The organism is Stenotrophomonas sp. 22692, from assembly GCF_052045015.1.
GTDB lineage: Bacteria > Pseudomonadota > Gammaproteobacteria > Xanthomonadales > Xanthomonadaceae > Stenotrophomonas > Stenotrophomonas geniculata.
The window spans coordinates 106,461-125,404 of the sequence record NZ_JBQEMR010000001.1 but is presented as its reverse complement, the minus strand read 5'-3'; the positions used below and the strand labels follow the sequence as shown (position 1 = coordinate 125,404).

19 protein-coding genes and 1 pseudogene are annotated in these 18,944 nt (G+C 65.5%); 3 read left to right on the top strand and 17 right to left on the bottom strand.

Features of this window, described 5'->3' with window-relative positions:
- Positions 1-54: 54 nt before the first annotated feature.
- The 14 genes from ACTJJM_RS00545 to moaA all read right to left on the bottom strand — a co-directional run bounded on the left by ACTJJM_RS00545 (position 55) and on the right by moaA (position 15,564).
- Complete coding sequence (locus ACTJJM_RS00545; RefSeq protein WP_143993735.1) at positions 55-1,386, bottom strand: MFS transporter; 1,332 nt, start codon at positions 1,384-1,386, stop codon at positions 55-57.
- Positions 1,387-1,411: 25 nt separating this feature from the next.
- The gene (locus ACTJJM_RS00540; RefSeq protein WP_440865036.1) at positions 1,412-2,311 is read right to left on the bottom strand and encodes a peptidylprolyl isomerase; all 900 of its coding nucleotides are present in this window, start codon (positions 2,309-2,311) and stop codon (positions 1,412-1,414) included.
- Positions 2,312-2,314: 3 nt separating this feature from the next.
- The gene (gene narI / locus ACTJJM_RS00535; RefSeq protein WP_010485313.1) at positions 2,315-3,022 is read right to left on the bottom strand and encodes a respiratory nitrate reductase subunit gamma; all 708 of its coding nucleotides are present in this window, start codon (positions 3,020-3,022) and stop codon (positions 2,315-2,317) included.
- On the bottom strand, positions 3,019-3,699 hold the full coding sequence (gene narJ, locus ACTJJM_RS00530) for a nitrate reductase molybdenum cofactor assembly chaperone (protein ID WP_143993734.1): 681 nt from the start codon (positions 3,697-3,699) through the stop codon (positions 3,019-3,021). The genes narI and narJ overlap by 4 nt, the downstream gene beginning before the upstream one ends.
- A complete protein-coding gene (gene narH, locus ACTJJM_RS00525) occupies positions 3,699-5,243 on the bottom strand; it encodes a nitrate reductase subunit beta (protein ID WP_019659887.1) in 1,545 nt (514 codons plus the stop codon). The genes narJ and narH overlap by 1 nt, the downstream gene beginning before the upstream one ends.
- Complete coding sequence (locus ACTJJM_RS00520) at positions 5,243-8,986, bottom strand: nitrate reductase subunit alpha (RefSeq protein WP_241888139.1); 3,744 nt, start codon at positions 8,984-8,986, stop codon at positions 5,243-5,245. The genes narH and ACTJJM_RS00520 overlap by 1 nt, the downstream gene beginning before the upstream one ends.
- A 72-nt stretch (positions 8,987-9,058) precedes the next feature.
- A complete protein-coding gene (locus ACTJJM_RS00515) occupies positions 9,059-10,477 on the bottom strand; it encodes a NarK family nitrate/nitrite MFS transporter (RefSeq protein ID WP_019337810.1) in 1,419 nt (472 codons plus the stop codon).
- A gap of 144 nt (positions 10,478-10,621) precedes the next feature.
- Complete coding sequence (locus ACTJJM_RS00510; RefSeq protein WP_010485308.1) at positions 10,622-10,987, bottom strand: DUF7009 family protein; 366 nt, start codon at positions 10,985-10,987, stop codon at positions 10,622-10,624.
- Positions 10,984-11,526, bottom strand: coding sequence for a molybdenum cofactor guanylyltransferase (mobA, locus tag ACTJJM_RS00505; protein ID WP_019659889.1), 543 nt, complete (start codon positions 11,524-11,526; stop codon positions 10,984-10,986). Before mobA ends, ACTJJM_RS00510 begins: the two co-directional genes overlap by 4 nt.
- Positions 11,527-11,562: 36 nt before the next feature.
- Positions 11,563-12,063, bottom strand: a complete 501-nt coding sequence (locus ACTJJM_RS00500; RefSeq protein WP_019659890.1) for a molybdenum cofactor biosynthesis protein MoaE — start codon at positions 12,061-12,063, stop codon at positions 11,563-11,565.
- 3 nt (positions 12,064-12,066) lie between these two features.
- Positions 12,067-12,327: a MoaD/ThiS family protein gene (locus ACTJJM_RS00495; RefSeq protein ID WP_019659891.1), complete on the bottom strand. Its 261-nt coding sequence runs from the start codon at positions 12,325-12,327 to the stop codon at positions 12,067-12,069.
- The gene (locus ACTJJM_RS00490) at positions 12,327-13,580 is read right to left on the bottom strand and encodes a molybdopterin molybdotransferase MoeA (protein ID WP_054171907.1); all 1,254 of its coding nucleotides are present in this window, start codon (positions 13,578-13,580) and stop codon (positions 12,327-12,329) included. The genes ACTJJM_RS00495 and ACTJJM_RS00490 overlap by 1 nt, the downstream gene beginning before the upstream one ends.
- The gene (gene moaCB / locus ACTJJM_RS00485; RefSeq protein ID WP_054171908.1) at positions 13,577-14,575 is read right to left on the bottom strand and encodes a bifunctional molybdenum cofactor biosynthesis protein MoaC/MoaB; all 999 of its coding nucleotides are present in this window, start codon (positions 14,573-14,575) and stop codon (positions 13,577-13,579) included. Before moaCB ends, ACTJJM_RS00490 begins: the two co-directional genes overlap by 4 nt.
- A gap of 8 nt (positions 14,576-14,583) precedes the next feature.
- A complete protein-coding gene (gene moaA / locus ACTJJM_RS00480; protein WP_010485296.1) occupies positions 14,584-15,564 on the bottom strand; it encodes a GTP 3',8-cyclase MoaA in 981 nt (326 codons plus the stop codon).
- Between the two features lie 194 nt (positions 15,565-15,758).
- On the opposite strand from moaA, the gene ACTJJM_RS00475 reads away from it, so the two are divergent.
- Positions 15,759-16,163: a hypothetical protein gene (locus tag ACTJJM_RS00475; RefSeq protein WP_019337817.1), complete on the top strand. Its 405-nt coding sequence runs from the start codon at positions 15,759-15,761 to the stop codon at positions 16,161-16,163.
- Here the strand turns inward: ACTJJM_RS00475 and ACTJJM_RS00470 are convergent.
- On the bottom strand, positions 16,157-16,486 hold the full coding sequence (locus ACTJJM_RS00470) for a hypothetical protein (protein ID WP_010485292.1): 330 nt from the start codon (positions 16,484-16,486) through the stop codon (positions 16,157-16,159). The genes ACTJJM_RS00475 and ACTJJM_RS00470 overlap by 7 nt on opposite strands.
- Positions 16,487-17,089: 603 nt before the next feature.
- Here ACTJJM_RS00470 and ACTJJM_RS00465 point away from each other — a divergent pair.
- A complete protein-coding gene (locus tag ACTJJM_RS00465; RefSeq protein WP_440865035.1) occupies positions 17,090-17,464 on the top strand; it encodes a hypothetical protein in 375 nt (124 codons plus the stop codon).
- Between the two features lie 45 nt (positions 17,465-17,509).
- Here the strand turns inward: ACTJJM_RS00465 and ACTJJM_RS00460 are convergent, their stop codons facing one another.
- Positions 17,510-17,845, bottom strand: coding sequence for a DUF6984 family protein (locus tag ACTJJM_RS00460; protein ID WP_197597706.1), 336 nt, complete (start codon positions 17,843-17,845; stop codon positions 17,510-17,512).
- 220 nt (positions 17,846-18,065) lie between these two features.
- Between ACTJJM_RS00460 and ACTJJM_RS00455 the strand changes: the two are divergent.
- Positions 18,066-18,327: pseudogene (locus ACTJJM_RS00455) on the top strand (IS3 family transposase); the annotation flags it as partial.
- A 37-nt stretch (positions 18,328-18,364) separates the two neighbouring features.
- Here ACTJJM_RS00455 and ACTJJM_RS00450 read toward each other — a convergent pair.
- Complete coding sequence (locus ACTJJM_RS00450) at positions 18,365-18,940, bottom strand: hypothetical protein (protein WP_224328223.1); 576 nt, start codon at positions 18,938-18,940, stop codon at positions 18,365-18,367.
- Between the last annotated feature and the right edge of the window lie 4 nt (positions 18,941-18,944).

Genomic DNA, 18,944 nt, shown 5'->3' with positions numbered 1-18,944 from the left:
CACTACTCCTTCACCCACCGTTTGGTAGTGCTGACCGCTGGCCGGCAAACACCTTCACCCGCCGCGCACCCGCTCGGCGGCGGCCGCATCGATGGCTTCGGGCAGATCGGTTTCGCGGTCGATCTGCGGGAAGTGGCGGCGTTCCATGCGACGGATCGCAAAGTGCATCCACGCCAGTGCAGCCGCCACCAGCACGAACAGCAGCATGAAGCAGCTGCTCCAGATGCCCACCGCGTCATTCAGCGCGCCAAACACGATCGGCAGGATGAAGCCACCCAGGCCACCGATCATGCCGACCACGCCGCCCACCGCACCCACGTGCTTTGGGTAGTACACCGGAATATGCTTGTAGACTGCGGCCTTGCCCAACGACATGAAGAAGCCCAGCACGAACACCAGCACGGTGAACATCACCACCCCGATGGCCAGATGGAAGTGGATCGGGCCATGGATGCCCTTCACCACATACTCGGTATCCGGGTAGGCCAGCAGGAAGGTGCAGATGGCCGACACGCCGAAGGTCCAGTACATCACCCGGCGCGCGCCCATCCGGTCCGACATCCAGCCACCGACCACGCGGAACAGGCTGGCCGGGATCGAATAGCACGCCGCCAACATGCCGGCGTGGCCCACGTCCATGCCATAGGCGCCCACCAGGTAGTGCGGCAGCCACAGCGCCAGCGCCACGAAGCCGCCGAACACGAAGAAGTAGTACAGCGAGAACCGCCAGACCTGCAGGTTCTTCAGCGGCGCCATCTGCTCGGCGAACGGCACCGGCTTCACGCCCTCGCGGCGGCGCTGCTCCAGCGACGGGTCTTCCTTGCTGAAGAGGAAGAACAGCACCGCCGTGACGGCCAGCGCAACGGCCCAGACCTTGGCGACCATGGTCCAGCCGGCCGCCACCATCACCAGCGGCGCCAGCAGCTTGGTCACCGCCGAGCCGATGTTGCCGGCACCGAAGATGCCCAGCGCGGTGCCCTGCTTGCTGGCCGGGAACCACTTGGAGACGTAGGCCACGCCCACCGAGAAGTTGCCGCCGGCGATGCCCACGCACAGCGCGGCAGTCAGGAACTGGGTGTAGGTCTGCGCATAGGTCAGCATCCAGGTGGCCACTGCGCCACACAGCATCACCAGCACCATCACCTTGCGGCCACCGAATTGATCGGACCAGATGCCGAGGAAGACCCGGCTGACCGAGCCGGTCAGCACCGGGGTGGCGATCAACAGGCCGAACTGGGTGTCATTCAAGCCGAGCTGTTGACTGATCTGGATGCCTATGATCGAAAAGATCATCCACACCGCAAAGCACACGGTGAAGGCGAACGTGCTCAGCCACAGCGCACGTTGCTGCTGCCCGGCACTGGCGGGGGCAAGAGCCTGGTTCATGAATTCTCCTGGTTCAAGGGGGGGTTCAGCCGATATCCGCTTCGGCTTCGATCTCATCCAGCCCGCGCACCGGGTAGCGTTCCTGCAGCTGCAGCAGGTAGGCCTGCACTTCACGCTGGCGCACCTGCAGCTCCAGGTAGTCACGCAGCTGCGGCAGCACCGCCTCGAACGGCTGCGGCTGGCCTTCCTCGCGGGCATCGACGCAGACCACGTGGTAGCCCCAGCGTGATTCCACCGGGAAACCGGCCAGGCCCTCGCGCAGGCGGAACACCTGGCGGTCGAACTCCGGCGTGGTCTGCCCGCGCCGCAGCCAGCCCAGGTCGCCGCCTTCGCTGCTGGATGGGCAACGCGAATGGCGCAAGGCGAAATCGGCGAACAGGTGCGGCGACTCCTTCAGCAGCCCGACCAGCCGCTCGCCCTCGGTACGTGCGGCGAAGCGCCCAGCCACGTCGTCGGCCGGCGCGGCCAGCAGGATATGGCGCAGGCGCACGCGGTCGGGCGAGCGGAAGCGCTCCGGGTTCTGCTCGAAGTAGCGGCGGCAGTCTTCATCGGTCGGCACGCGGTCTTCGATCGCATCTTCCAGCAGTTGCTGGATCAGCACTTCCTCGTCGCTTACCCGGTTGCCCTCCGGCGCCTGCAGCCCAAGCCGCTGCGCTTCCAGGCGCAGCAGCTCACGCACCACCAGTGCACGTGCCGCTTCAGCACGAGACTGCTCCGGGCGCATCGCCCGGTGGTGCTGCATCTCGCGGGCGATGTCAGCCTCGCTGATCGCGGTCTCGTCCACGAACAGCCGGCACGGTGCCGGCTGCCCGAGCGAGCGCGGCCCCTGTGCCGCCGCGTCATGGTGGTGCGAATGCGCCTCGGCGGGAACCGGTGCGGCGGAGTCGATCACGGTGATCGGCAGGAATTTCGGCAGGCTGCCCATGGCTTACTCCCGCGGACCGTAGCGCAGCGTGGCCTGGCGGCGGCGCACCACTTGGTAGGGCCTCCACAGGTAGCTGATCGGAATGCTCCACACGTGCACCAGGCGGGTGAACGGCGCGATCAGGAACAGGGTCAGGCCCAGGAAGATATGCATCTTGTAGACCCAGCTGACGCCCTCGATGTAATCAGCGGCACCGGCGCGGAAGGTCACGATGTGCTGCGCCCACTCGGCCAGCTGCACCATCACCCCGCCGTCCAGGTGCCCGGACGAGATGCGGATGCTGTACAGGCCCAGGCACAGCTGCGCGAACAGCAGCACCAGTACCAGGGTGTCACCGAAGCTGCCGGTGGCCCGCACGCGCGCGTTGAACAGGCGGCGTACCAGCAGGATGCTGATGCCGATGAAGCACAGTGCGCCGAACACACCACCGACCACCATCGCCAGCATCTGCTTCTGCGAGGAGGTGATGAAGTGCTCGTACACCGCGTGCGGGGTCAGCAGGCCGACCAGATGGCCACCGAGGATGGCCAGGATGCCGATGTGGAAGCAGTTGCTGCCGATCCGCATGCCCTTGTCCGACAGCATCTGGCTGGAGCCGGTGCGCCAGGTGTACATGGCCTTGTCATAGCGGGCCCAGCTGCCGATCAGTAGCACCGCCACGGCGATGTACGGGTAGTACTGGAAGGCGAATTGATGCAGGGAGTAACTCATGGCTGGACCTCTCGATGCGAAGGACGGGCCGGCGAACGCACGGGCGGCTTGCAGTCTTCGGCGGGGGCTTCGGCGCCGAAGCGCACCGCCTCCTCCTCCCACAAGCGATCCATGGCCTCGGCGGTATCGTCGCGGACTTCCTCGCTGGCACGCTGGCGCAGCGCCTGCAGATCGGCCTTGCCATCACCGGCTTCGACCAGGATCTCGAACAGCGCCCGGTGCGGCAGCTCACGCTCGGCGGCACGCGCCGCCAGCATCCCGGCGATATGGCCGATGTGGTGCAGCCACTCGCGGGCCTCGCTGCCGGGGCGATGGGCCAGGAACTCCAGCAGCAGCGGCAGGTAGTCCGGCAGCTCGCGGGCATCCAGTTCGAAGCCGTTGCGGCGGTAGGTTTCGACCAGGTCGACCATGGCCTGGCCGCGGTCGCGCGACTCGCCATGGATGTGTTCGAACAGCAGCAGGCTCATCGAGCGGCCGCGATCGAAACTGGCCAGCCACGCCGCCTGCGCATCCAGCGCATCGGTGGCCAGCAGCTGCTGCACGAAGCTGCGCAGCTGCTGGCGGCGGGCGGCATTCAACGCCGGGGCGTCGCAGGCGGCGAGCAGTTCCTCGCCGTGCTGCCACAGTTCTTCACGGGGGTAGTCCAGCAGCACCCCGACCAGCTTGAGCACGCTCATCACACCACCTCCTTGCGGCGGTGGTTCGGGCCCTTGTCCACCACGAAGGTGGTGGTCTTGCGCTGGCCGAACAGGTCGGCCGGGCTGTCACCATTGCAGCCGTTGCCGAAGGTGAAGCCGCAGCCGCCGCGCTCGCCGAAGGCGTCGTTGGCGTACTCGCGGTGGCCGGTCGGAATCACGAAACGGTCCTCGTAGTTGGCGATGGCCAAGTAGCGGTACATCTCTTCCACCTGGGCGATGCTCAGCCCGGTCTGTTCCAGCACGGCGGTATCTTCCACGCCGTCCACGTTCTTGGCCCGGCGCCAGGCACGCATCGCCATCAGCCGCTCCAGCGCGCGTACCACCGGCGCCTCGTCACCGGCCGTCAGCAGGTTGGCCAGGTAGCGCATCGGAATGCGCAGCGACGCCACGTCCGGCAGCTCGCCGCTCATGCCCACGCGGCCACGCTCGGCGGCGGACTGGATCGGCGACAGCGGCGGCACGTACCAGACCATCGGCAGCGTGCGGTATTCCGGGTGCAGCGGCAGCGCCAGCTTCCAGTCGATCGCCAGCTTGTACACCGGCGACTGCTTGGCCGACTCCAGCCAGCTGTCCGGGATGCCCTCCTTGCGCGCGGCGGCGATCACCGCCGGATCGTTCGGGTCCAGGAAGATGTCCAGGTGGGCCTGGTACAGGTCCTTCTCGGCCGGCACCGAGGCGGCCTCGGCGATGCGATCGGCGTCGTACAGCATCACGCCCAGGTAGCGGATGCGGCCCACGCAGGTTTCCGAGCACACGGTCGGCTCACCCATCTCGATGCGCGGATAGCAGAAGATGCACTTCTCCGACTTGCCGCTCTTCCAGTTGTAGTAGATCTTCTTGTACGGGCAGGCCGACACGCACATGCGCCAGCCACGGCACTTGTCCTGGTCGATCAGCACGATGCCGTCTTCCTCGCGCTTGTAGATCGCGCCTGATGGGCACGCCGACACGCACGCCGGGTTCAGGCAGTGCTCGCACAGACGCGGCAGGTACATCATGAAGGTCTTCTCGAAGGCGCCGTAGATCTCCTTCTGCACCTGGTCGAAGTTGTAGTCGCGCGAGCGCTTGCTGAACTCCGAACCGAGGATCTCCTCCCAGTTGGGGCCCCACTCGATCTTCTGCATGCGCTCGCCACTGATCAGCGAACGCGGCCGCGCGGTCGGCTGGTGCTGGCTGTCCTTGGCGGTGTGCAGGTTCTGGTAGTCGAAGTCGAACGGCTCGTAGTAATCGTCGATCTGCGGCAGGTCCGGGTTGGCGAAGATCTTGGCCAGCATCCGCCAGCGACCGCCAGCGCGTGGCACCAGCTTGCCGCTGCCGGTACGCACCCAGCCGCCGTTCCACTTCTCCTGGTTCTCCCATTCCTTCGGATAGCCGATGCCCGGCTTGGTTTCAACGTTGTTGAACCAGGCGTACTCGACACCCTCGCGCGAGGTCCAGACGTTCTTGCAGGTGATCGAGCAGGTGTGGCAGCCGATGCACTTGTCCAGGTTCAGCACCATCGCGATCTGTGCACGGACCTTCATCACACCACCTCCTTGGCGGCGGCCGGTACGGCCTCGCCATCTAGCCAATCCACCTTGTCCATCTTGCGCACGATCACGAACTCATCGCGGTTGGTACCGCAGGTGCCGTAGTAGTTGAAGCCATAGGCCAGCTGCGCGTAGCCACCGATCATGTGGGTCGGCTTGAGCACGATGCGGGTCACCGAGTTGTGGATACCACCACGGGTGCCGGAAATCTCCGAGCCCGGCACGTTGATGATGCGTTCCTGGGCGTGGTACATCATCGCCATGCCCGGCATCACGCGCTGGCTGACCACCGCACGGGCGGCGATCGCACCGTTGACGTTGAACAGCTCGATCCAGTCGTTGTCGACGATGCCGGCACTGCGCGCGTCGTCCTCGCTGATCCACACGATCGGGCCGCCACGCGACAGTGTCTGCATGATCAGGTTGTCGCTGTAGGTGCTGTGGATGCCCCACTTCTGGTGCGGGGTGATCCAGTTCAGCACGATCTCCTTGTTGCCGTTCGGGCGCTGGTTCAGCAGCGGCTCCACCGTGCGCGTGTTGACCGGCGGCCGGTAGCTCATGAAGGCCTCGCCGAAGTCGATCATCCACTCGTGGTCCTGGTAGAACTGCTGGCGACCGGTCACCGTGCGCCACGGAATCAGCTCGTGCACGTTGGTGTAGCCGGCGTTGTAGCTGACGTTGTCGTCTTCCAGGCCCGACCAGATCGGAGAGGAAATGATCTTGCGCGGCTGTGCCTGGATGTCACGGAAGCGGATCGCCTCGTGCTCCTTGCCCACGGCCAGGTGGGTGTGCTCGCGCCCGGTGAAGGTGCCCAGCGATTCCCACGCCTTCACTGCCACATGGCCGTTGGTTTCCGGCGCCAGGTGCAGGATCACTTCGGCCGCGTCGATCGCGGTCGAGATGGCCGGGCGGCCCTGGCTTACGCCTTCTTCGTGCACGGTGTGGTTCAACTTGCCGAGGAACTCGACCTCGTGCCTGGTATCCCAGCTCATGCCCTTGCCGCCGTTGCCCTGCTTGTCCAGCAGCGGGCCGAGCGAGGTGAACTTGCGGTACAGGTTCGGGTAGTCACGCTCCACCACCGTCATCGACGGCATGGTCTGGCCCGGAATGGCCTCGCACTCGCCCTTCTTCCAGTCGGCCACGCCGAACGGCATGCCCAGCTCGTTGGGGGTGTCGTGCAGGGTCGGCACCAGCACCAGGTCCTTCTCCACGCCCAGCACGCCCGGCGCCATCTCGCTCACGGTGCGGGCCACCTCCTTGAAGATGTCCCAGTCACTGCGCGATTCCCACGCAGGGTCCACCGCCTTGGACAGCGGGTGGATGAAGGGATGCATGTCCGAGGTATTGAGATCGTCCTTCTCGTACCAGGTCGCGGTCGGCAGCACGATGTCCGAGTACAGCGCGGTGGTGCACATTCGGAAGTCGAGCGTGACCAGCAGGTCCAGCTTGCCTTCCGGCGCCTCGTCGCGCCACTTCACCTCCTGCGGCTTCACTGCGCCCATTTCGCCCAGGTCCTTGCCCTGCAGCCCGTGGCGCGTACCCAGCAGGTGCCGCAGCATGTACTCATGGCCCTTGCCCGAGGAACCGAGCAGGTTCGAGCGCCAGATGAACATCATGCGCGGGTGGTTCTGGCTGGCGTCCGGGTCGGCGAAGGCGAAGTCCAGCGAGCCGTCCTTGAACTTGCCCAGCGCGTAGTCCGCCGGGGCCACGCCGGCCGCTTCGGCCTCGCGTACCAGCTGCAGCGGGTTGCGGTCGAGCTGCGGGGTGCTCGGCAGCCAGCCCATGCGCACCGCGCGCAGGTTCAGGTCAGCCAGGCTGCCGCCGTACTTGCTGGCATCGGCCAGCGGCGACAGCAGCTCGTCCACCTGCAGCTTCTCGTAGCGCCACTGCCCGGTGTTGAAGTAGAAGAACGAGGTGCCGTTCATGTGGCGCGGCGGCTTGCTCCAGTCCAGCCCGAACGCGAGCGGCTGCCAGCCGGTCTGCGGGCGCAGCTTTTCCTGGCCCACGTAATGCGCCCAGCCGCCACCGGTCTGGCCCACGCAACCGCACATGATCAGCATGTTGATCAGGCCGCGGTAGTTCATGTCGTTGTGGAACCAGTGGTTCATGCCCGCGCCGACGATGATCATCGAACGGCCATGGGTCTTGTCGGCGGTACGCGCGAACTCGCGGGCGATCTCGATCACCTCGGCGCGCGACACGCCGGTGATGCGCTCCTGCCACGCCGGCGTGCCCGGCACCATGTCATCGAAGCTCGATGCCACGTTGCCGCCGCCAAAGCCACGGTCCACGCCGTGCTGGGCCAGCAGCAGGTCGTAGACCGTGGCCACCAGCGTCTCGCCGCCGTCGACCGTGACCAGCCGGCGCACCGGAATGTTGCGGTCCAGTACGTCTTCGGCCGGCGCGGCAGTCCAGCCGTCGCTTTCAATGCCACCGAAGTACGGGAAGCTCACCGCCTCGATGCCGTCGTTGGCGTCGGACAAGCTCAGGCGCAGGCGTGTGTCGGCGCCATTGCTGGCCTTCTCTTCGATGTTCCAGCGGCCCTTTTCACCCCAGCGGAAACCGATGGAGCCATTGGGCACCACGATCTGGCCACTGTTCTCGTCGTAGGCCAGGGTCTTCCAGTCCGGGTTGTTGGCTTCACCCAGTCCGCCCAGCTCACTGGCACGCAGGAAGCGGCCCGCCACCAGGCGGCCATCGTCGCGGCGCTCAAGGCGCACCAGCATCGGCATGTCCGAGTACTGGCGGCAGTAGTCCTGGAAATACTGCGAGGGCGAATCGACATGGAACTCGCGCAGGATCACATGGCCGAAGGCAAAGGCCAGCGCCGCGTCGGTGCCCTGCTTGGGGTGCAGCCAGTGGTCGGTCAGCTTGGCCAGCTCGGAATAGTCCGGGCAGATCGCCACCGTCTTGGTGCCGTTGTAGCGCGCCTCGGTGAAGAAATGTGCATCGGGCGTACGCGTCTGCGGCACGTTCGAGCCCCAGGCGATGATGTAGCGGCTGTTGTACCAGTCGGCCGACTCGGGCACGTCGGTCTGCTCGCCCCATATCTGCGGCGAGGCCGGCGGCAGGTCGCAGTACCAGTCGTAGAAGGACAGGCAGGCGCCACCCAGCAGCGACAGGTATCGCGCACCGGCAGCGTAGGACACCATCGACATCGCCGGAATCGGCGAGAAGCCGACCACGCGGTCCGGGCCGTACTGCTTCACCGTATACAGGTTGGAGGCGGCGATGATCTCGTTGGCCTCTTCCCACTGCAGGCGCACAAAGCCACCCATGCCGCGGCGGGTCTTGTACGAGCGCGCCTTCTCCTTGTCCTCCACGATGCTGGCCCAGGCATCGACCGGGGCCTTGCTCTTGCGGGCTTCGCGCCACAGGCGCAGCAGCGTGCCGCGGATCAGCGGGTACTTCAGCCGGTTGGCGCTGTACAGGTACCAGGAATAGCTGGCGCCACGCGGGCAGCCACGTGGTTCATGGTTGGGCAGGTCCGGGCGCGTGCGCGGGTAATCGGTCTGCTGGGTTTCCCAGGTGACCAGGCCGTTCTTGACGTAGATCTTCCAGCTGCAGGAGCCGGTGCAGTTCACGCCGTGTGTGGAACGTACGATCTTGTCGTACTGCCAGCGGGCGCGGTAACTGTTTTCCCAGTCGCGGCCCTCGCTCTTGGCAAAACCATGGCCATCGGCAAAGGTCTGGGGGTCACGCTTGAAGAACTGCAAGCGATCGAGGAAATAACTCATCGGGGATCTCCCTTTGCGGACATCGGCATCGTGGCTGTGTGTGTCATCTGGCTGCGGTGCGTTTTCATGTCGTCAGCAGGGTGTCTCGGCACCGCGCCGGTAGTACCACCACCAGGTCACGGCCAGGCAGGTGACATAGAAAACAACGAATCCGTACAGCGCCATGTCGGGGCTGCCGGTCAACGTAATGGACGAGCCGTAGCTCTTGGGAATGAAGAAACCGCCGTAGGCACCGATCGCACCGGAGAAACCGACCACCGCGGCCGACTCGATGCTGGCCTGGTGTGCGGCCGTGGCCTTGCCCTCGGCGTTGTCGTTGGCCGACCAGCGCTCATGCAGGGTGCGGAAGATCACCGGGATCATGCGGAAGGTGGTGCCGTTGCCGATGCCACTGAGCACGAACAGCGCCATGAAGCTGAGCAGGAAGCCATGGAAGTTGCCGCCCTGGCCATGGCTGGGCAGGAAGTGCAGCACGCCGAACACCGCCGCGATCATCAGCGCGAACACCCAGAAGGTCAGGCGGGCGCCACCCCAGCGGTCGGCCATGCTGCCGCCCACCGAACGCATCAGCGCGCCCAGCAGCGGGCCGATGAAGGCGTAGGCCAGCGGGTTCACGTCCGGGAACTGGCTCTTCACCAGCATCGGGAAGCCGGCCGAGAAACCGATGTAGGAACCGAAGGTGCCGATGTACAACCAGCACATCAGCCAGTTGTGCTTGCGGCGGAAGATCACCGCCTGCTCGGAGAACGACGAGCGGGCGCTGGTCAGGTCGTTCATGCCGAACCAGGCCGCGATGGCGCACAGCGCGATGGCCGGCACCCAGATGAAGCCGGCGTTCTGCAGGAACAGCGGTGCCCCACCCTCCACCGCGGGCTGCGGTGCACCACCCAGCGCACCGAACACGCCTACGGTGATGACCAGCGGGATCACCGCCTGCGCCACCGACACGCCCACATTGCCCAGGCCGGCGTTCAGGCCCAGCGCCAGGCCCTGCTTCTGCTTGGGGTAGAAGAAGGAGATGTTGGACATCGACGACGAGAAGTTCGCGCCGCCGAAGCCACACAGGATCGCGATGGCCACGAACACCCAGTACGGCGTGGCCGGGTCCTGCACCGCAAAGCCGAGCCAGAGCGTCGGCGCCAGCAGCGACGCGGTGGACAGCGCGGTCCAGCGGCGGCCGCCGAAGATCGGGATCACGAACGAATAGAAGATGCGCAGGGTTGCGCCGGACAGGCTGGGCAGCGCCACCAGCCAGAACAGCTGGTCGGTACTGAAGTTGAAGCCGATCTTCGGCAGGCTGATCGACACCGCCGAGAACAGCACCCAGACCGAGAAGGCCAGCAGCAGCGAGGGGATCGAAATGACCAGGTTGCGGGTGGCAACCCGCTTGCCGGTGCGCTCCCAATAGCCGGGGTCCTCCGGCGTCCAGTCGCTGATGACGCGACCCGGACGGGCAGTGCTGCGGACAACAGGATCGCTACCGACGGTCATACATGGCTCCAAGGCTGTGGAATGACGTGGGTATTGCTTTCAAGTTGTGACCCGTCGTCATGCAGCCATTAGGCCGTGCAGCAACTACGACGGGGTTGATCTGGATCAATCAGGAGCCGGTTTCCACCCTGCCCCTGACAAATGTCAAATCGATGAAGCGGTATTGCGGCGCGTGACTCCGCGCTGGCGCACGCTATCGCGCACGTCTACATCGAACTGCAGCTGAAGCTGGCTGCCATCTTCCAGGGCAATGTCGAATGGCAGGCCATCCCGGCACGGCAGCCGTGCCGCCAAGGCCTCAACTGCCGAGCGCGGCAGTACCAGGCGGCAGAAGGTGCCACCATCGAGCAGTACCGGTTGATCGCCGCCATGCAGCGACACCGCCATGCCCCAGCCCTCGATACCGCCGAAGCGGGTCATGTTCTCGACCGATTCACCGGCCAGCAGGCGCGCCAGTTCGGCCTCATCCAGGCGAAGCCGTACCGATTGGTCCTGCAACTGCACTTTCATGACGCAACATCCTCCCATTGTTCGGGGGTATTGCAGTTGACCAGGCAGGCTTCGTCAACGCTTTCAAGCGCCAGCACGTGCATCTGCAGGCGACGCTGGAACGCCTGTACAGAGCGCGGCCCTTCCGCATCATCCAGCATCGCGGCCAGCACGCTACGAGTGGCATTGTCCACATTCAACAGCATGGGAAAGGGATGCCCGTCAAAGATCGTGCACGCGCCCCGCCCCTCGGCAGCCAGCCGTTGCAGCAGCCGTGGCGCCAGCAACGGCGTATCCACCGCTACCACCCAGGCCGGGCTGTCGGGCATCTGCTGCATCACGCTGTGCAACCCTCCCAGTGGGCCGCAGCGCGCAACCTGATCGGGGATGCCACCGAAGGTCGGATAGTCACCGCTTACCCATACCCGTTCGGCGCCAGCCTGCATCAACAGGCCACGCATGTGTTCCAGCAGCGTGCGGCCCTGCCACGGCAGCAGTGCCTTGTCGCGACCCATCCGGCTGGACAGGCCACCGGCCAGTACGATGCCGTTGATGCTCATCGCAGTAGAGCCACGCCATGCGTGGCTGCGTCGGCATCAATGTTGATGATCATGCGCATGGTCATCGGCATGTCCGGGTTCGCTGTCCACGTGACACAGGCTGCAACCCTCGCTCCACGCGCTGTCGCCGTCCTCGTAATGCTCCTGCTTCCAGATCGGGCACTGGTGCTTGACCACCTCGATCAACTGCCGGCAGGCGCGGAACGCCTCGTCCCGGTGCGGGCTGCCGGCGGCCACCACCACCGCCACATCACCAATGCCCAACCGGCCCTTGGCATGGGCCACATACAGTATCAGCTTCGGGCCAAACGTCGCCTCGACCTCGGCGGCCAACCGCTTGAACTCGTTCAACACCAGCGGCTCGAACAGGTCGTAGGTGATCCCGGTCACCGGCCGGCCGATGTTGACGTCGCGCACCTTGCCGATGAACACATCGATGCCACCGAAGCCCGGATCGGATACCGCCGCGATGCCTTCGGCCGGATCGATCGCCGCCTGCGCGCGGTCCACCACCTTCGCGATGATCTTCTCGCTCATCGCTCAGCCCCCGCTCACCGGGGGCAGGATCGCCACACGGCCATCCTCGGGCAGCGCCTCGTGGTCGCGCAGCACGCGTTGCTGGTCGGCGAACGCCGAATAATCCAGCAGGCCGGCACGGAATCCCGGCCAACGCAGCGGCAGCAGCTCGCGCAGCGCCTGGCGCAGATCGGCCACGGTGCCACCGGCCACATCCACGGCAATCTCGCGGCTGGCATCCAGATCGGAAAATGCACCGAACAACTGCAGATTCACCTGTTTCATCATGACTCCTGGCTCACCAGCTGCACCGGTTCGTGGTGACCCCAGCCCTGCACGCGCACGTAGGTGCCGGCGCTGGCCAGGTCACCCTCAGCCTCCAGCACCACCCAGGCGTTGGCCTGCAGCATGGACATCAAACGGAACGACTCCTGCCCGGCCAGCACGCGCGCACTCAGGCGACCCTGCGCATCCACTTCCACCCGCGCCCGCGCGTGGAAGCGCAGGCCCGGCGGCGTGCGCACGTCGGCCTGCAGCGGCAACGTCAGCACCGGCTCCGGTGCCAGCCCCAGCAGGCGGCGCAGCACTGGCTCGATGAAGAAGCGCTGGCCCACGGCAGCGGAGACCGGATTGCCCGGCAGGCCGAAATACAGCGCGCCGTTGGGCAGCACTGCAAACAGCAACGGCTTGCCCGGGCGGATTGCCACCTTGTGGAACACGATGCGCGCACCCCGGCCGCGAAGCGCGTCGGGAATGAAATCGTAGCGGCCGGCCGACACCGCGCCTGTGCTGATCAACAGCTGCGCACCCGCTTCCAGCGCTTCATCCAGGACCGCGTTGAACGCCGCCACCTCATCGCCCACCGTGCCCTGCCAGACCACCTCGGCACCGGCGGCCTGCAGGCGGCCGACCAGATACGGCCGGTTGCTGTCACGAATCTGCCCGGATGCCAGCGGCTGCGCCGCCTCGGTCACCAGCTCCTTGCCGGTAGCAATCACCGCCGCCTTTGGCCGCGCCACCACCGCCACCTCGCCCACGCCGATCGCATGCAGCAAGGCGCGCGCGTTGATGTCCAGCACCTGCCCGGCCTGCAGCACGCGCTCGCCGTCGCTCACATCCTCGCCACGCAGGCGCACATTCTGGCCCGGCTTTACCGTGCCCTTCAGGGCAATGCGGGTCGGGCGACCATCCTCGCTGGCGAGGATCTCCACATTCTCGACCGGCACCACCGTATCCAGCCCGACCGGCATGCGCGCACCGGTCATGATTTCCCAGGCACCCTCGCCGCCTTCGGCGCCGGCATCGCCTGCTGCCTGCCAGCCCTGCACAGCGAACTCGGTACCAGCTTCGAACGTCGCGCCGTTGGCGCGCAGCGCGAAGCCGTCCATCGCCGAATTGTCGAACGGCGGCAACGACTGCCCGCTGTGGATGTCACGGGCCACCGTGCGGCCCGCGGCCTCATGCAGCGGCAGATGCTCGGCCGGCAGCGGCGTGGCCGCGTCCAGCAAGTGCTGCAGGGCTTCGCTGTAGGGGATCATGCGTGGCCATCCCCCTCGACCATCGCCAGGGCGTGGCCCAGTACCGGCGCCAGGATGTCCAGGCACTGCGCCGCCGCCTTCGGGCTGCCGGGCAGCGCGAACACCAGCATGTTGCCCAGCTGCACCACCTCGGCGCGGCTCAGCCAGGCCATCGGCGTGTGCTGTGCACTCAGTGCCCGCACCATCTGCGCCAGGCCATGTACCGGCCGCGCGTTCAGGGAACGCAGCGCCTCCGGGGTCAGGTCACGCGGGCCCAGCCCGGTACCACCGGTACACAGGCACAGGCGCACGCCCTCGGCGGCCAAGGCCTGCAGGCGGCCCGCCAATGGCTCGATGCCATCGGGCAACACCTCAGCGGCCACCACCTCGCCGCCCAGCTTTTTCAGGCCGGTCACCAGGGTCGGGCCAGAGATATCCTCATAGGTACCGTCGCTGGCGCGATCGCTCAGCGTGATCACCGCGCAGGCCGCGCCCTCCAGGCCCTTCGGCGCACGCGGCTTGAAACGCGTGCGCTCGGCATCGTCCATGCCGTCGGGGTGCAGCCAGACACCGCGCTTGCCGCCTTCCTTGAACAGCAGGCGGATGCCTTCGATGCGCAGGGCCGGTTCCACCGGCTTGCTCAGGTCGTACAGGGTAAGCAGCGCCGCGTTGACGCCGGCCAGTGCCTCCATCTCCACGCCGGTGCGCGCCTCGCTGGCGCACTCGCACCACACGCGGATCGCCTGCCGTTCCGGTACCGGCGCGCAGAACACCTGCACCAGTTCCAGCGGCAGCGGATGGCACAGCGGCATCAGCATCGAGGCCATCTTGGCGCCCTGCAGGCCGGCAATCTCGGCCATCACCAGCGCATCGCCCTTGGGCAGGCGGCGCTCGACGATCAGCGGATAGGCCACTGGACCGGCATGCAGCTCGCCCACCGCCACCGCACGTCGGCGGGTGATGCGCTTGTTGCGGACATCGGCCATATGGAAGGCCGCATTCAATTCCCCACTCATCGTGTTGCTCATCCTCCGATGGAGGCCAGGTGCGGGGTCAGCCCGGTCTGGCCCTGGTGCAGTCCATGCCCGGCCGCTTTCAGGCCAAGCTGTGTGGTGATGCGTGCCAGCAGTGCGTCATGGTCATCGTCGCTCTGCAGCAGCGGGCGCAGCGGCACGCCGAACTCGCCGAACAGGCACAGCCGCAGGTCGCCCTTGGCGGTCACCCGCAGGCGGTTGCAGCCCTTGCAGAAGTCGCGTGAATACGGGGCGATGATGCCGATGCTGCCGCGATGGTCAGGGTGGCCGAACTCGCGCGCCGGACCGGCATCGGCGGCGCGCGGCCGTTCGTGCCAGCCAGCCGCCAGCAGCTGCTCGATCACCACGTCGGCGCGCAGGTGGTGGCGCTGGAAATAGGCTTCGTTGTCGCCGGTGCGCATCAGTTCGATGAAGCGCACGCTGAAGGGACGATCGCGCAGGTAGTCCATCCACTGCGGCAGCTCGTCGTCGTTCAGGCCACGCAGCAGCACCGCGTTGAGCTTGATCGCCGGCAGGCCCAGCGCCTGCGCCAAGGCCAGGCCCTGTTCGATCTCCGGCAGGCGGTCATGCCCGGTGATGGTCCTGAAGCGTTCGCGCTGCAGGCTGTCCATGCTCACGTTCAGCGCGGTCAGGCCGGCGCGGTGCCACCCCGGCAGGCGCCGCGGCAGCAGCGTGCCGTTGGTGGTGATGGCCACCTTGCGGATGCCCGGCACCGCCGCCACGGTGGCGATGATCTCATCCAGGTCCTTGCGCAGGCTGGGCTCGCCACCCGTCAGGCGGATCTTGCTCATGCCCAGCGCGGCAAACGCACGCACCAGACGCGCGATTTCATCCACCTGCAGGAAGCGCGGGCGGCCATCGGCCTGGTAACCGTTGGGCAGGCAGTAGCTGCAACGGAAGTTGCAGGCTTCGGTCAACGACAGGCGCAGGTACGGAAAGCTGCGTCCGAAACCGTCGGTGAGTTGGCTCATGGCTGGTCCACCTTGTTGCTCCACCGTCTTGCCTGTGCCCGGAACGGCCCGGATACCCTCGCCTGCTGGAACGATTGCCAGAGTACGCGGCCTTCAGTTCCATGGGCATGACTTAAATCAATCGTCTTCGGCCCCGCGCGGCAGGCGTTATGGCAGCATGCGGCTTTCCGTGCAGCGGGCGTGTGACAACCCTCATGATGATGAACGATTTCCAGCAACTGCTGCATGCCGCCGGCCAGCAGGCTGAACCGCAACGCTTGCTGTTCGTATTCGTGCGCGCCGAGCTGCCCGAATCGCCCACCGGTGACCAGCGCGACCGGCATGACCGCCGCGAGGGCGGCACCCTGTCGCCGGTGCTGTGCGTGGACAAGCTGCCGGACGAGGTGCCCAGCTTCCAGGCGCTGGCGGCCGAGTCGACCACCACCGGCATTGACTGGGACCTGGTGTTCGTGGCGGCACTGGATGGCAGAGGTGGTTTCGCACCCAACAGCGACGAAGCCGCGCGCCCGCTGAAGCTGATGGTCAACGCCATCCACGACGGTCAGATCGGCCGCTTCGCCGCCTTCGACCGGGGCGGCGAGCCTGTCCAGTTCTATTGAGCCACCAGCTGCAAGGTCAGAAAGAAGATCACCAGCACAGTGTTCAGCCCCCAGGCCACGGTCAGCCCGCGCGCCGCCACGCCCAGGTTGGGGTTGTGCGCGGCGGGCGCCGCCCGCCAGACCGCCGGGATGATCCAGCCGGTATAGAGCAGCAGCACGGCAAATACCCCCAGCAGCAGCGGGGTGCGCTGGTTGGCCAGGGCCCAGAGGGCCACCGCCCACAGAATATTGCTGGGAATGACGCCCTGCAGCCAGAAAACACTCCAAAGGCGGGAACGGCCCTGAGTGTCGGGGGTTGGGTGCAGCGAAGCGGTCGCGGTCATAAGTCTCCTTCTGTTTAGGAAACGTGCTGAACAAGCCTGCGCTTGGTGGCTGGGAACGTCAAGGAACAACGGAATCGGTAGCGCCGGGCCATGCCCGGCGGAATCCTCCATGTTCATGCGCCGTCGGCTCGCCGGGCGTGGCCCGGCGCTACCGGTCCTGTTATCCCTGTCGCCATCGCCCCTCCCCACCCGCCCCCTTCCTCCTTCCAACCTCGACACCTGTCGCAGATTGCACGGTGCGGGCGGATCACCGCGCCAGCCTGTGCTGGCAGTGCTTAACAGCGTGGGAGAATGCCGAAAGCGTCTCCAATCGAGTGATGTTTGCAACTCTTCTGATTGGCATTGCACAGCGCCAAGGGCTCAGATGGCGTGCCACCGGAAAAGGGTGGCCGGGCTTCGAATCCCGTGTTGGCCTTGAGTAAGTGCGCTTGCCAGCCGGCGTCACCATGCGTGGCGCCGGCTGGCAATCCGACTGCCGGCTATGGCGGGCGGTGCGTTGGGGGCGTTCGCGCCCGCCGGCTTGAGGCCAACCCGGATTCGAACCACGTACCGCCCGCCACCTTTCGGGTGGCGGCTACCGATTGCCCTGCACGGAGCCTCGCCATGAACGAATCGGACTTCCCGCATCTGCACGCTTACCGCAGCACCGCCGGCGACGACGGTTCGCCACAGGCTGCGCCTGCGGTGGACAGGAACACCTTCATTGCCAATCTCCACCGCATCGGCTCCGGTGCGGCGGCCGACGGACAACCCTGGCCGGAGCGGCACCAGCTGCCCGGGCGCTGCCTGGCTCTGGCCGATGCCGATTGTGCGTTGAGCGGGTTGCGGGTGGTGCTGGAAATGCTGCTGGCGGCGGAACGCACGCGGCAGAACGGCGAACCGGAAGAGTACGTGGGCGACCGGGTGATGGAGGGATTGGTCATGGCCTGCCAGTCGTTGTGCGCGCAGGCGGTGGGGCGGTTGCAGCCCGAAGGGTGAGCGCGATGCGCAACGCCCTTAAGCGAGGAACGCTTTCAGCAGGCGTCAATGCTCGCTGAAAGCGCCCCTCAGATCGACGCCGATGATCGGTGAGAAGTCCGCCTTCCACAGCTCCAGCTCGAAGAGCTGATCGTGATTGTCCAGGCACAGGGTGACTCTCACCGGCACGCCGTCGGCATCGGCAAGCATCGCCGTGGCAATGTCACTTCCGAAGACCTGGGTCGTGCTGGACAGGAACACTACACCCCCAAATCCGACGACCTCCACGTCCTCCACCTGGGCTAGCGCCAGATCCTTCAACAACCGTTCGGACAGCTCGGTCGCCCCAGGCAGCAGCCTGTGGATGAGGGAGACCTCGTCGGGGGTGAGGAATCTGGGCACGGGATGTCCTTCAGAGCACCGCGCCCGCCATCAGCAGATGCTCGATCCGCCATGTCTTGGCGTAGATGAGAATGACGCTTCCGGTCGAGCGGGTCTCGATACCGAAACACTTCAGGCCGGACAGCGGATAGCCGACCGCTTTCCAACGATCAAGAAGATCAGCAAGTCCCGGCTCGTTATCGTCAACCCTGGCGAACTCAATTCGCTCTTCACCCAGTAAAACTGGCAGAGCGTTCTGCGCGAGCAGACATCCTGTGCAGCATGAGCCGGATAGGAAACAGCCATGACAACGCATCGATGGAGAACTTCTTCCAGCGACAGTAGCGGGAACATACAAAGCAGAGGATCTAAAGCAATCACGACGAGACACGCGCAAACGTCGCCCTGCACATCGAGATGTTCTAGAACCCAAGACAGCGCCACCGCTCCAGCGACGAGCCGCCCCGATAAAGTTCGAGACGCAGCAGGCACTTGGCGGCTGATGGCTACCCGGGAAACACTGGACGATTAACCTTTGGATCAGGCGCCGCCCAGCTTCTTAACATTCTTCTCCTTCACCACGTCCAGCATCGATTTGACCGCCTCAACTCCAAGATTCAGGGCCACTATTAGAGAATCGCAAAGTTTCAGATCATGATCATCCAACGCCGGGACTAGTTCCTTCAGCAACTTCAGCGCTAGATCCGTCTTCCCCAATAGCGCCAATGCAGTTGCATGATTGATATGAGCGTGAGCACCTCTCAAGCCCCGCGTCTCGAGAAATGATGCAAATTCCATCAAGGTCATTGAAGACTTCGCTTCAATAACGTTTCGCAGCTCGATCGATGAAAGAATGCTCTCAACCACATCATCGTCTGCCATTTGATCCCTTCCGATAAACGGCCGATCCGCGATTCGGCTGCTGTAGGAAAGATGCGGCCCAAAGGAGTCAAACAATGGAAATACAAAATTCCATACATAGAGCCCCCTTGGGACGAACTCCAGAACAATTCCTTGTGCCACATAGTCATAGTCACTTCGGAAAAAATATCCGCTTGACCCGCCGATCAGGCCGGACCTTTTCCGCAGAAGGCTGCAAATGTATCGCTTGTTCATCTTA

Coding starts and splice junctions, on each gene's coding strand:
- ACTJJM_RS00450 (WP_224328223.1), bottom strand. CDS start 18,940: ATGAACAAGCGATACATTTGCAGCCTTCTGCGGAAAAGGTCCGGCCTG.
- ACTJJM_RS00520 (WP_241888139.1), bottom strand. CDS start 8,986: ATGAGTTATTTCCTCGATCGCTTGCAGTTCTTCAAGCGTGACCCCCAG.
- ACTJJM_RS00490 (WP_054171907.1), bottom strand. CDS start 13,580: ATGATCCCCTACAGCGAAGCCCTGCAGCACTTGCTGGACGCGGCCACG.
- ACTJJM_RS00545 (WP_143993735.1), bottom strand. CDS start 1,386: ATGAACCAGGCTCTTGCCCCCGCCAGTGCCGGGCAGCAGCAACGTGCG.
- ACTJJM_RS00515 (WP_019337810.1), bottom strand. CDS start 10,477: ATGACCGTCGGTAGCGATCCTGTTGTCCGCAGCACTGCCCGTCCGGGT.
- narI (WP_010485313.1), bottom strand. CDS start 3,022: ATGAGTTACTCCCTGCATCAATTCGCCTTCCAGTACTACCCGTACATC.
- ACTJJM_RS00465 (WP_440865035.1), top strand. CDS start 17,090: ATGAACGAATCGGACTTCCCGCATCTGCACGCTTACCGCAGCACCGCC.
- ACTJJM_RS00470 (WP_010485292.1), bottom strand. CDS start 16,486: ATGACCGCGACCGCTTCGCTGCACCCAACCCCCGACACTCAGGGCCGT.
- ACTJJM_RS00475 (WP_019337817.1), top strand. CDS start 15,759: ATGATGATGAACGATTTCCAGCAACTGCTGCATGCCGCCGGCCAGCAG.
- ACTJJM_RS00510 (WP_010485308.1), bottom strand. CDS start 10,987: ATGAAAGTGCAGTTGCAGGACCAATCGGTACGGCTTCGCCTGGATGAG.
- ACTJJM_RS00500 (WP_019659890.1), bottom strand. CDS start 12,063: ATGAGCGAGAAGATCATCGCGAAGGTGGTGGACCGCGCGCAGGCGGCG.
- narH (WP_019659887.1), bottom strand. CDS start 5,243: ATGAAGGTCCGTGCACAGATCGCGATGGTGCTGAACCTGGACAAGTGC.
- narJ (WP_143993734.1), bottom strand. CDS start 3,699: ATGAGCGTGCTCAAGCTGGTCGGGGTGCTGCTGGACTACCCCCGTGAA.
- mobA (WP_019659889.1), bottom strand. CDS start 11,526: ATGAGCATCAACGGCATCGTACTGGCCGGTGGCCTGTCCAGCCGGATG.
- ACTJJM_RS00495 (WP_019659891.1), bottom strand. CDS start 12,327: ATGAAACAGGTGAATCTGCAGTTGTTCGGTGCATTTTCCGATCTGGAT.
- ACTJJM_RS00540 (WP_440865036.1), bottom strand. CDS start 2,311: ATGGGCAGCCTGCCGAAATTCCTGCCGATCACCGTGATCGACTCCGCC.
- moaA (WP_010485296.1), bottom strand. CDS start 15,564: ATGAGCCAACTCACCGACGGTTTCGGACGCAGCTTTCCGTACCTGCGC.
- moaCB (WP_054171908.1), bottom strand. CDS start 14,575: ATGAGTGGGGAATTGAATGCGGCCTTCCATATGGCCGATGTCCGCAAC.